General features: G+C 36.2%; 9 protein-coding genes and 1 pseudogene. 9 read left to right on the top strand and 1 reads right to left on the bottom strand.

The genetic code is table 11. The features are described from left to right. Positions 1 to 23: 23 nt before the first annotated feature. Positions 24 to 3,694 (bottom strand): annotated as a pseudogene (locus G9Q29_RS14980) (YobI family P-loop NTPase). Positions 3,695 to 4,373: 679 nt separating this feature from the next. Here G9Q29_RS14980 and G9Q29_RS12065 point away from each other — a divergent pair. From G9Q29_RS12065 to traN, 9 genes are read left to right on the top strand one after another with little or no spacing between them, the layout of a single operon-like run. Beyond that, the gene (locus G9Q29_RS12065) at positions 4,374 to 4,676 is read left to right on the top strand and encodes a DUF4134 domain-containing protein (protein ID WP_131910815.1); all 303 of its coding nucleotides are present in this window, start codon (positions 4,374 to 4,376) and stop codon (positions 4,674 to 4,676) included. Positions 4,677 to 4,687: 11 nt separating this feature from the next. After that, positions 4,688 to 5,017, top strand: coding sequence for a DUF4133 domain-containing protein (locus tag G9Q29_RS12060; protein ID WP_131910816.1), 330 nt, complete (start codon positions 4,688 to 4,690; stop codon positions 5,015 to 5,017). Further along, on the top strand, positions 5,014 to 7,509 hold the full coding sequence (locus G9Q29_RS12055; protein ID WP_131910817.1) for a TraG family conjugative transposon ATPase: 2,496 nt from the start codon (positions 5,014 to 5,016) through the stop codon (positions 7,507 to 7,509). The genes G9Q29_RS12060 and G9Q29_RS12055 overlap by 4 nt, the downstream gene beginning before the upstream one ends. A gap of 34 nt (positions 7,510 to 7,543) precedes the next feature. Next, complete coding sequence (locus G9Q29_RS12050; protein ID WP_166137732.1) at positions 7,544 to 8,176, top strand: DUF4141 domain-containing protein; 633 nt, start codon at positions 7,544 to 7,546, stop codon at positions 8,174 to 8,176. A gap of 3 nt (positions 8,177 to 8,179) precedes the next feature. Further along, entirely contained in the window at positions 8,180 to 9,172 is a 993-nt protein-coding gene (traJ, locus tag G9Q29_RS12045; protein WP_131910819.1) for a conjugative transposon protein TraJ, read from the top strand. Between the two features lie 24 nt (positions 9,173 to 9,196). Continuing rightward, entirely contained in the window at positions 9,197 to 9,820 is a 624-nt protein-coding gene (traK, locus tag G9Q29_RS12040; protein WP_131910820.1) for a conjugative transposon protein TraK, read from the top strand. Between the two features lie 11 nt (positions 9,821 to 9,831). Further along, a complete protein-coding gene (locus G9Q29_RS12035) occupies positions 9,832 to 10,053 on the top strand; it encodes a nitrogen regulatory IIA protein (protein WP_442899841.1) in 222 nt (73 codons plus the stop codon). 52 nt (positions 10,054 to 10,105) lie between these two features. Beyond that, complete coding sequence (traM, locus tag G9Q29_RS12030; protein ID WP_166137727.1) at positions 10,106 to 11,434, top strand: conjugative transposon protein TraM; 1,329 nt, start codon at positions 10,106 to 10,108, stop codon at positions 11,432 to 11,434. Between the two features lie 25 nt (positions 11,435 to 11,459). Beyond that, on the top strand, positions 11,460 to 12,353 hold the full coding sequence (gene traN, locus G9Q29_RS12025; RefSeq protein WP_166137724.1) for a conjugative transposon protein TraN: 894 nt from the start codon (positions 11,460 to 11,462) through the stop codon (positions 12,351 to 12,353). The last annotated feature ends 1 nt before the right edge of the window (position 12,354 follow it).

The following is a 12,354-nucleotide window of genomic DNA, read 5'->3' as shown; positions in this document are numbered from 1 at the left end:
ATTTGTTAAGAAAGTTAATTACTTTAATAATTTGCTATAGCTCTTATTTTAGTTTCATCTTTTGAGTAAATACCAAAATCTTTTATTAATCCTTTTGATTTTAATTTAGTTAACAATTCTCTATTGAAAATATTATCAATAAAAACTGGTTTATGCTGTTTTAAAAATAATTCACTATGATAATGTCCAATACCTTTTACCAAAGAAATAATGTTTTCATTACTAAATTCAGCAAAATACATATTAATTAACCGAGTTTTATTTTCAGTAGAATCTAAACTTTGTACGATGTTTTCAATTGTATTGAAATCAAATTCAATTTTTACAGATTTACTAATGATAATTTCTCCAACTTTCTTTGCAATATTTTTATGCTCAAAAATTGTTTGTTCATCTAATTTAGAGATAAACTTAAATCTATTTTCAATTGTAATTTTATCAGATTTAAGTAGCATTACAATATCATCTTTATCAATTTCAAAATCTTCAAATTTTTCATAGAATTTGTTGAAATTTTTTTCAATTAATGTTATGTGATGATTTGGAAAATGTTCCCTTAATAAATCGTAATTTGCTTTAGTTGTAGTAAGAATCATATTAGTTAAAACAACTATCTTGTCTTCATTCAAATTTTCAAATCCTAATTTATTATATCTAAAATAAATACTTTTTAATATTTTTCGATAAGTGTCATCAGTAATGTCATTACGCAATAAAAGACTTCCTTCGAATTTTTCATTCTCTTTTAATAACTTAACTTTTGATAATTCTGTATTAACATTTTCAAACTCTAAAAACTGAATTAGATTTTCGTTTATTGTGTCTTCAGATGAAGTGTAATAATCTAATAAGTTATACCATTTTGGAATTACTTTGTTATTTAATAATAGTTGTGATTTGATTTCTATATCGCTGATTTTCTTTAAATCAGAAATTTTAGTTTCAGTTTTTTTTATTATTTTGATTTTTAAATTTTTACTTAATTCTATGCTATGATTTAAGAGTTTAATTAAATTCTCCTCTTCTTCAATTTTATTTTCTTCTATCTTCAAATATACATTTTCAATATAAATAGCAATATTTAAACCAACGTATGAAATTAATGGTTCACAGTCTGATTTTAGTATTGTAGAATAATTAGAACGAATGAAATCTTCTTTTTTACTTTCCTTTCCAAATAATAAGAACATTTGTAAAAGATTATCTTTGTTTATTGAGTAAAGGTTATTCTTATACACATACTCAAACAATTCTTCTGTTACTTCACTTGGATTATCTAATTTTTCAAATTCAACATCTAGTTCCTTTAGGAGTTGGGTTATTTTATCATAATAATCGGTTTCACTTGAATTTTTAATTAATGAAAGAAAGTTTGATCTTTCTCCAATTTCAGTTCTTAATGAGTCTTTGTTTTGACTTTTCAAAATTGTTTCATTTTTTGAAAACCTAATGATAAGATCTAGGTATTTAGTTACCCTATCCTCACTATACTTACTTTGCGAATAAATAAAGTCCCAAAAATCTGTCCAATTCTCTACCAATTTTTCAATGAAAATTTCAATTGGTCTATCTTCATTTTTAATGTATTCATCTACAAACTGTATTGACTTTTCTTTTTCGTTACTTAACAATCGAATTATTGAATCATATTTGTTGGAATATGTATTGTAGTTGTTTCCTAAATAATCTAATAAATCAAAGTTTAATATTGTTTCTCTGTCAAAATACTTCCCATCGATTTTCTCAACTAAATTTTCAATTTTATATAATTTAAAACTGAATTCTGTAGAGTTTCCACTCATAACATTTCTTCTGAAATACAAATCATCTTTTGTTATTGATACTTCGTGAAATAAAGAGATATAGTCGTTGTAGTTTTCATTGATATAACCATTCAAAATAAAATTCCTCAATAAACCATTATTCGAAAAACCGTTTAGGTATTCGTTAATATCAACTTCATGGAATATTTTTTTAAATCCCAATTTTCGATTTCTGATTTCTTTGTTTTCAATTTATCAATTTCCCTCTTCAACAAATCAACTCTATTGTTGTGCTTTGATTCGATTAGTTTAACTCTTTGCTGATAAGTGTAATTTGGATTGACATTTTTTTCAATTTCTGAAAAAATATATTTTAATTTTGTATTACCTGATTCTGAATATAAAGTTCCATTATAATGATTGTAATTAGTATAAAAGATATTTTCAGTTAATAGGTTTTCAAAACCATTATCTTCTAATAATTCATCAATTTTAATATTATATAATGCAGTTCTTGCAGGAAGTTTTGATAAAACTTCATTTATATATACTGCCCTTAATTCCGTAATATCTCTTGGTGAGTGATTTTCAATATCTTCTATTTGAGATTTCTTAAGTTCAATTTCAGCATCTATTTTATTGATGAATTTCTTTATGTAACTTCTCTTATTTTTGATTAACTCATATAACTTCCCTTCTTTTTTGTTGAGCATCGTAAAGTCTTTGGGGTCAATATTTTTATAAGTTATCATCGCAAATAACTCATCATTTTTCGTAATGAATTCAGGCTTTAACGTTTTTCTATAGATTACAAATTCGTGGAATATATTTGTAAGTAAACGCATGTCAATATCATCAATAAAAGTAGTTACATCGGATATAAATTCTTTGGTAAATATACTTTCCTCTAATCCAGATTCCTTAATTAATGTTCTTAACTGTTCATCAGCGTTTGATGAATTAATAAAAGGAATAACAGGAATTATGTATTCAAAGAATTTTACTCTTTCCTTTTTATCATCAAATAAATCATCCCCAACGGCATAAACAAAATTGATTTCTCTTTCTATGAGTTTTGAATTATTCAATAGTATATTAATTTCTCTAAGTTTTGTAAATATATCAGTACTATCAAATCTATCTAAATCTTCAATCAAAACTACATTATACCCAGTTACTTCAAAAAAATATAAAATTTCCTCTAAATGTTCATTAAAAACTGATTTATTTACATTATCCCCTAATTCTAATTCTCCTTTTATGTTTACTTTATTGATTTTGGAGTTACTGAATAATTTTATAATTAATTTTGATAATAAACCTAAACCTATAAATGCTATTACAAATACGAATAGAGCAAACCAGTCAAAACTATCTTTAGTACTCCAATTTTCTGGACTAATTTTATCTAAATAATCGTATTTTAATAGTAAAACAGAACTTGAAATCCACAAAATAAAACCGATTGATATACTCCAAATTTTCCAATCAGGAATATTAATAATTCTTTTAAAACGAGATTCAGGAATTTCTTCTGGTTTAACGTGATAGAATATTTGTTGTAAAATACTAACTTCTAATAACCTTTCTAATTCTTCTTTATGTTCTTTTTTCTCAGCTACTGTTAACGTATCATCACTCTTTTTTTTATTAAAAGAAGCTAATGAAATATTTAAGAATTTGTATTTAGGATTTAGCTCTTTAAATGTTCCAATTATTGTACTCTTTCCCGAGCCGTATCCACCAGTGAGTGCAATATTATTAATACCCTTTGTATCTATTGTTTCATTTAGTTTATCTAAATAAGGCTGAATCTTTTCGATATCTAAGACATTTGTTAAAACCTTTGGAGCAAGCGAACTAGTTAAAGTATTCGGCTTCTTAACTTCTTCCTTTTTAGATGCAAATAGATTATGTAGATAATTTTTCATAGAGCGAAATTTATGTTGCCTAAGCAAATATAACATCTTATTGTTATAAATAAATAAACTTCAGTTAATGAGAAAAAAAAGACAAATTAAAGTATCATTTTGTGCATTGATTTTATTAGTGTCTTTACTGAGAATAAGTGGTGTAACCGAATATGGGATAAGAATAGTACAAATTACTATGTAGTTGGGCTCTTTTTTTAACATTAAAAAAATGGAAATTTTACAGGGATAAGTATTGGCAGTTAAAAATTTTTGAGTTGTAAAAATATGTCTTCCCCTCCTTTAATTTTGTATTTGGCTTTAATCCGCTAGATAAATCAATCTTAAAAATGGAAATGAATGCTAATGTATTTTCTAAGAGAGTAAATAGATTAAAAATTTACTCTCGTTTTATTTTTGAGAGTAAAATTTGTCCTTGTTCATTTCTACGGTTATACTATCGTTGAATTCAGTCGTAATATAAGTTGAATAATTTTCAATGTTTAAATTCGATTAGTCTAAAATGTTTCGGATTTTCTCAACTTCTATAGTAAGTACTGCAACACATTTATTATCACTGCTACCTAAGGTCAAACAATTCCCTTAACTGCCACTTTGTAATAATCTTACCGATTGCAAAAGATATTTGTCCATAAATCCTGCAAAGCGTAGGAATACAGAATAATAAAATATTCAAATCATGGGAAATCAAGTTAAAAAAGTAGTGTTGGTATTGGCTGTACTATCAACAATTAGTGCGATGGCACAGGGAGACGGTTCAGCTGGTATCACTGAAGCCACTCAAATGGTTACGTCCTATTTCGATCCTGCCACACAACTCATCTATGCTATTGGAGCCGTGGTAGGTCTCATTGGAGGGGTTAAAGTGTACGGCAAGTTCAGTAGCGGAGACCCCGATACAAGCAAGACTGCAGCAAGCTGGTTCGGTGCCTGTATCTTCTTGATTGTTGCGGCTACTATTTTGCGTTCATTCTTTCTTTAATCCCTTGCCTTATGAATTACAATATCAACAAAGGCATCGGAAGAACGGTAGAGTTTAAAGGGTTGAAAGCACAATACCTGTTCATATTCGCAGGCGGACTGCTAGGAACGCTTATTCTGGTCATGATACTTTACATGGCCGGGGTCAATTCCTACATCTGCCTGTTTCTTGGAACTGGTGGTGCTTCGCTGATAGTATGGCAGACCTTTTCACTGAACAAAAAGTATGGAGAACATGGTCTGATGAAAATCGGTGCAAGAAAAAGGCATCCTCGTTACATCATCTGTCGCAAGCCTGTACATCGCTATTTAAAGTTCACCCCTAAATCGAATGCCGTATGAGGAATGTAGCCAAGACCACAACGTTGGAAAATAAGTTTCCATTACTAGCGGTAGAAAACAACTGTATCCTGTCAAAGGATGCAGACATTACGGCCTGTTTTGAAGTGCGTTTGCCGGAACTGTTTACGGTAGCTTCTGCGGAATACGAAGCCATTCATTCTGCTTGGCACAAAGCCATCAAGACGTTGCCCGACTATACCGTTATCCATAAACAGGACTGGTATATTAAGGAAAATTATGCACCCGATATTGCTGATGACGGTTTGAGCTTTTTGGGCAAATCCTACCAACAGCATTTTAACGAACGTCCTTTTCTTAACCATTATTGCTACCTGTTCCTGACTAAAACCACTAAGGAAAGAATGCGTACGCAGAGTAATTTTTCATCACTTTGTAAAGGTGCTCTCATACCAAAAGAAATCAGGGATAAGGAAGCGATTCATCGTTTTATGGAAGCGGTTGCACAGTTTGAGCGTATTGCAAATGACAGCGGATTTATCGGGTTACGACGCCTAACGGAAGAAGATATCATCGGTACGGATGAAAAACAAGGATTATTGGAACAGTATTTAACGCTGTCAAGGAAAGCCGTAACACCAATGCAGGATATAGCAATCGGAGCTGAAGAAGTGCGCGTTGGTAACAAAAGATTGTGCCTGCACACTTTATCCGATACGGACGATCTGCCTTCAACTGTATCAGCAGATACCCGTTATGAAAAACTATCTACCGACCGGAGTGACTGTCGTTTGTCGTTTGCTGCTCCCGTGGGATTGCTCTTAAACTGCAATCATATCTACAACCAATATCTGTTTTTGGATAACAGCGAAGACAACCTGCAAAAGTTTGAGAAGTCCGCAAGGAATATGCACTCACTGGCTCGATACAGTCGTGCCAACCAGATCAATAAAGAATGGATAGAGCGGTACCTGAACGAAGCACACAGTTTTGGACTGTCGTCCATCAGAGCACACTTTAACGTTATGGCTTGGTCGGATGACCCTAGCGAATTCAAACAGCTAAAGAATGATAGCGGTAGTGCTTTGGCACTGATGGAATGCAAACCCCGCCATAATACCACCGATGTGGCTACGCTCTACTGGGCAGGAATGCCTGGAAATGCCGGAGATTTTCCAAGTGAAGAAAGCTTTTACACGTTCATTGAACCCGCATTGTGCTTCTTTACTGAAGAAACCAATTATCATAATTCGCCATCACCATTTGGTATCAAGATGGCAGACCGTCTGACTGGAAAACCTATCCATCTTGACATTTCCGACCTGCCGATGAAGCGAGGTATTATCACGAACCGAAACAAGTTTATATTGGGTCCTTCGGGAAGCGGTAAATCTTTCTTTACCAACCACATGGTTAGGCAATACTACGAGCAAGGCGCACACGTTCTGCTGGTAGATACGGGTAACTCGTATCAGGGATTATGTGAACTTATCAAAGGAAAAACCAAAGGCGAAGACGGGGTTTACTTCACTTATACAGAAGACAATCCTATTGCCTTCAATCCATTCTATACCGATGATGGAGTGTTTGACATAGAGAAAAGAGAAAGTGTCAAAACCCTGATACTTACACTTTGGAAACGTGATGATGAACCACCAACCCGTTCCGAAGAAGTGGCATTATCCAATGCGGTAAGTGGTTATATAGAGCGTATCAAACAGAATGATGCATATCCTTCATTCAATGGTTTCTATGAGTATGTGCAGGGCGATTATCGTAAAGTACTACAAGAAAAAAAGGTCAGGGAAAAAGACTTTGACATCGCTAATTTTTTGAACGTACTGGAACCTTACTACAAAGGAGGTGAATACGATTACCTGCTCAATTCCGATAAGCAGCTAGACCTGCTTTCCAAACGCTTCATTGTGTTTGAAATTGATGCGATCAAAGACCATAAAATTCTCTTTCCAATTGTGACTATCATCATCATGGAGGTGTTCATTAACAAGATGAGACGATTGAAAGGTATCCGCAAACTCATTCTGATTGAAGAGGCTTGGAAAGCGATTGCTAAAGAGGGAATGGCAGAATATATAAAGTACCTCTTTAAAACGGTCAGGAAGTTTTTCGGAGAAGCCATAGTAGTAACGCAAGAGGTAGATGACATCATCCAATCACCCATCGTCAAGGAAAGTATCATCAACAATTCCGATTGTAAAATCCTGCTCGACCAGCGCAAGTACATGAACAAGTTTGATGACATACAGGCAATGCTTGGCTTGTCTGATAAAGAAAAGGCACAGGTACTTTCCATCAATATGAATAATGACCCATCACGGCTCTACAAGGAAGTTTGGATTGGTTTGGGTGGAACCCATTCTGCAGTTTATGCCACAGAAGTGTCCGTTGAAGAATATCTCGCATATACCACCGAGGAAACGGAGAAAATGGAGGTGATGAAGCTTGCCGGTGAACTAGATGGAAATGTAGAGCACGCTATCAAACGGATAGCCCTACAAAGAAGAGAAAAGTAAATACAATTATTAATCATTTAAAAATCGAAGAACAATGAAAAAAATACTGTTCATGGTGTATGCAGCTCTAATGTTGGCTGCAGCACCGTACGCAAAAGCCCAATGGGTGGTTACAGACCCCACAAATCTGGCTCAGGGAATTGTTAACAGTGCCAATGAAATGGTACAGACTTCATCCACGGTATCCAATGTTATTAAAAATTTCAAGGAAGTCGAAAAGGTATATAAACAGGGCAAAGAATACTATGATAAGTTGCAAGCTGTCAACAATCTGGTGAAAGATGCCCGTAAGGTGCAGCAGACAGTACTATTGGTTGGCGATGTTTCCGAAATGTATGTTCAGAATTTTGGCAAAATGATGAACGATACCAATTTTTCTGCTCAGGAATTAATAGCTATCGCCAATGGTTATGCAGCACTGCTTAATGAAAGTACAGCACTGCTGAAAGAGCTCAAACAGATCGTAAGCTCTTCCAGTTTGTCATTGAATGACAAAGAACGTATGGATATTATTGACCGTGTGTACAAAGAAGTGAAGGAATACCACAGCCTTGTACGCTATTACACGAACAAAAATATCTCAGTAAGTTTTCTAAGGGCAAAAAAGCAGAACAATACTAAAAGAGTATTCGAACTCTACGGAACAGCTAACCAAAAATACTGGTAAGTTATGGAATTTAATAATCTTCACGAGGTTCTGCGCTCCTTGTACGATGAGATGATGCCACTGTCCGCAGATATGGCGGCAGTGGCTAAAGGAGTGGCTGGTCTGGGAGCTTTGTTCTATGTAGCTATTAAAGTATGGCAGGCACTAAGCCGTGCAGAGCCTATTGATATGTACCCTCTGCTCCGTCCTTTTGCATTGGGTCTTTGTATTATGTTTTTCCCGACCATGGTACTTGGAACCATCAATGCAGTGCTAAGCCCAGTGGTGCAGGGGACACATGCCATTCTCGAAAATCAGGTTCTTGACCTGAACGATTTGCAGGAAAAAAAAGATCTGCTGGAGCGTGAGGCAATGCTCCGCAACCCTGAAACCGCGTATCTGGCATCGAACGAAGAGTTCGATAAAAAACTGGAAGAACTGGGTTGGTCGCCATCTGATTTGGTCACGATGTCGGGCATGTATATGGAAAGAGGGATGCACAGCATTGAGCAGTCCGTAAAAAACTGGTTCAGGGAATTGCTGGAAATTCTATTTCAGGCAGCTGCTCTAGTAATTGACACCATACGTACTTTCTTTTTAATTGTGTTGTCCATTTTGGGTCCGATAGCTTTTGCTATATCGGTTTGGGATGGTTTTCAATCCACACTTTCGCAATGGCTTACTCGATACGTTAGTGTATATCTATGGCTACCCGTTGCCGACCTGTTCAGCTGCATGCTTGCCAAGATACAATCCCTGATTATAGAAAGGGATATCGAAATGCTTGCTGACCCGACTTTCATTCCCGATACGTCAAATACCGTGTATGTGATTTTTATGATCATTGGCATTGTGGGATATTTTACTATCCCAACCGTGACAGGCTGGATTATTCAGGCTGGTGGGGCAGGGAATTTTACTCGTAATGTAAACCAAACCGCAATGAAAGCCGGAAATATTGCTGGAGCCGGAGCTGGCTCGGCAGCAGGAAATATTGGCGGGCAATTACTCAAATAATGTAGAACGATTAATCAGTAAAAAATGGAATTTAAAACGCTAAGAAATATCGAAAACAGTTTTCGCCAAATCAGGTTGTACGCTCTTGTATTTGCCGTTCTCTGCATCAGTGTTGCAGGATATGCAGTATGGCAATCTTACCGCTTTGCAGAAGAACAGCGCCAGAAGATCTATGTACTGGACAATGGCAAATCACTAATGCTGGCACTTGCACAGGATGCGTCCATCAACCGACCGGTCGAAGCAAGGGAACATGTAAGACGTTTTCACGAACTGTTCTTTACGCTGGCTCCCGATAAAAATGCTATCGAAAGTAATATGAGCCGGGCGTTTAACCTTGCCGATAAAAGTGCTTTTGATTATTACAAAGACCTTTCGGAAAAGGGATATTACAACCGTATTATATCGGGCAACGTACAGCAACGTATCGAAGTAGATAGTGTGGTCTGCAATTTCGACACCTATCCCTATGCGGCACGTACCTATGCCAGACAGTTCATCATCCGTTCCAGTAATGTGACCAAACGTAATCTGGTTACTTCCTGTTTTCTTGTGAACTCTGTCCGTTCGGACAATAACCCGCAGGGCTTCAATATCGAAAAGTTTACTGTTGTGGAAAACAAAGATATAGAGGTCATTGAACGCTAAAAACGTAGGATATGAAAAAATTACGAACTGATATGGACAATTGGTTTGAGAAACTGGATGAACGTTGGCGAACACTGCCTTTAAGAAAACAGCACAAGTACACGCTTTACTTTTTTGCGGGGTATCTGTTGCTTAGCGCAGGGGTTATTTTCAAAGTATGGTATGATACCAGCAAGTCCAATAACGATATGGTCATTGAGCATATCGAAAATCCTGTTTTCAAAAAGAAATGAAGTCCTGCACTCTTGCAGGATACAGTATCAACAATTTTAAAAAATGACATTCATGAAAGAAAATGAGAATAAAAAAACGGTTGTTCGGGTAACGGAAGGTAACCCAGCAGCAACCGAAGATGTTTTGCAAGAAAGTACACAGAACAAAGCCCAAAAGCTTAAAAAACCACTTATATTCGGTTTGATGGGTGTTGTGTTCATCGGCTGTATGTACTTGATATTTAAACCGTCTTCCGAGAAAAAGGAAATCGATAAAATCGGACTGAACGAGGTTGTACCTCAGGCTACTGGCGCAGGAATGCCTGCCGATAAGGGTAAGGCATACGAGGAGGAAATGCTAGAACGTAAGAATCAGGAAAAGAGGAACGCTCTCACATCTCTTTCTGATTACTGGAATACCGACGAAAATGTAGAAGCGGAGGAGGAGCTACCTAAAGAAGAAGAAAGCTACAGCAGTGCCAACGGATCTGGAAAACAAAGTAATCCCGCTTTAAACAGTTACCGCAACGTGCAAAGCACATTAGGCTCTTTCTATAAGGACGATAATTCTGAGACGCAGGAACTCCGCAAGCAATTGGAAGAATTAAAGGAAAAACTGGCTGAGAAAGACGTTCCAGCCAAAGTAACGGTTGATGATCAATTAGCATTGATGGAGAAATCCTATCAGATGGCTGCAAAATATCTTCCTTCAGGTACAAATATGGGGGAAGTTGTACCTGCCAATGATGCTGTTTCTAAGTCGTCTTCATCTACACAAAAAGAGCAGTTCGTGGCATTCACTTCTGCAAGAAAGAACACCGTATCTGCCTTGTACCGTGAGCCTAACGATAGTGCCTTTTTAGCAGATTGGAGTCAAAACAAGAACAGCGGTTTTTATACTGCCAGTGCTTCAGAACAAGTGGTACAACCCAAAAACAGTATTAAAGCCTGTGTACAGGAAACGCAGACCATTATTGGTGAAACTGGAGTACGATTACGGTTACTGGAACCCGCCCAAACGCCTAATCGTAGCATTCCCAAAGGAACAATTTTAACGGCTAATGCCAAACTTGAGGAAGGACGTTTACAGCTCAAAGTTACTTCTATAGAACTGGACGGAAATATCCTCCCGGTTGATATTACGGTTTATGATCTGGACGGTCAGCAGGGTTTGTATGTGCCGTATTCGCCCGAAATGAATGTCCTTAGCGAAATGGCTGGCAATATGAGCCAGCAATCCGGGACAAGCCTGATGCTTACCCAATCTGCAGGACAACAGGTCGCCGCTGATTTGAGCCGTGGTGTAGTACAGGGCATTTCGGGCTATTTCTCCAAAAAAGTGAAGACACCGAAAGTCACCTTAAAGGCAGGGCATCAACTGTTACTTGTTTCCAACAAATAATGTTAAACATAAATAGAATTAAACAATGAAAAATTACTTAAAAACCTTTTGGGCATTTGCCATGATCATTGGCTTTGCCGTATCCTCTTTTGCACAGGACAGCGCAATAACTCCTCTTGTTTTGGGTAAGATAGAACCGTACCGTATGGAAGTTACTTATGACAAGACTTCGCATCTGATTTTTCCGACCGCTATCCGCTACGTGGATCTGGGCAGTGAATACTTGATTGCAGGAAAAGCAGAAGATGCCGAAAATGTACTACGTGTAAAAGCATCGGTAAAAGAATTTGAACCGGAAACCAATTTTTCGGTAATTACCAATGACGGCCATTTTTACAGTTTCAATGTGAATTACAGCTCATCCCCGGAGGTGTTGAGTTATGACCTGCTAACAATGCAAAAGACAGAGGACAAGGCTAATGGAAGTGATGTACTTTTTGAAGAGTTGGGTAACAACTCACCATCTCTGGCAGGCTTGTTACTGGAAACAATTTACAAAAACGATAAAAGCATTGTAAAGCATATCGGGGCGAAAAGTTTCGGCATACAGTTTCTCCTGAAAGGAATTTACATCCATAATGGTAAATACTATTTCCATACGGAACTCGCAAACCGTACCAATGTTCCTTTCCAGATTGATTTTATAAATTTCAAAGTGATGGATAAAAAGATTGCCAAGCGAACCGTGGTGCAGGAAAGACCAATGATGCCATTACGCACTTACAAGCCGCTGGACGAGATTGGTGGGAAAATGACCGAACAAAATGTGTTTCTGTTGAATCAGTTTACCATTGCCGATGACAAAGTGTTATTAATTGAGATTTTCGAGAAGAATGGGGGCAGAAATCAAACACTTCAGATAGAAAATTCAGATTTGATCAAGGCTCGCTTGATTAACAATATGCATCTAAAATTTTAGT

This window comes from Flavobacterium turcicum (assembly GCF_011365745.1).
Taxonomy (GTDB): domain Bacteria; phylum Bacteroidota; class Bacteroidia; order Flavobacteriales; family Flavobacteriaceae; genus Flavobacterium; species Flavobacterium turcicum.
Note: the sequence above shows the minus strand (reverse complement) of the source record. Positions and strands in the feature narration are given on the sequence as shown.

Coding starts and splice junctions, on each gene's coding strand:
- traJ (WP_131910819.1), top strand. CDS start 8,180: ATGGAATTTAATAATCTTCACGAGGTTCTGCGCTCCTTGTACGATGAG.
- G9Q29_RS12065 (WP_131910815.1), top strand. CDS start 4,374: ATGGGAAATCAAGTTAAAAAAGTAGTGTTGGTATTGGCTGTACTATCA.
- traK (WP_131910820.1), top strand. CDS start 9,197: ATGGAATTTAAAACGCTAAGAAATATCGAAAACAGTTTTCGCCAAATC.
- traN (WP_166137724.1), top strand. CDS start 11,460: ATGAAAAATTACTTAAAAACCTTTTGGGCATTTGCCATGATCATTGGC.
- G9Q29_RS12055 (WP_131910817.1), top strand. CDS start 5,014: ATGAGGAATGTAGCCAAGACCACAACGTTGGAAAATAAGTTTCCATTA.
- G9Q29_RS12060 (WP_131910816.1), top strand. CDS start 4,688: ATGAATTACAATATCAACAAAGGCATCGGAAGAACGGTAGAGTTTAAA.
- traM (WP_166137727.1), top strand. CDS start 10,106: ATGAAAGAAAATGAGAATAAAAAAACGGTTGTTCGGGTAACGGAAGGT.
- G9Q29_RS12035 (WP_442899841.1), top strand. CDS start 9,832: ATGAAAAAATTACGAACTGATATGGACAATTGGTTTGAGAAACTGGAT.
- G9Q29_RS12050 (WP_166137732.1), top strand. CDS start 7,544: ATGAAAAAAATACTGTTCATGGTGTATGCAGCTCTAATGTTGGCTGCA.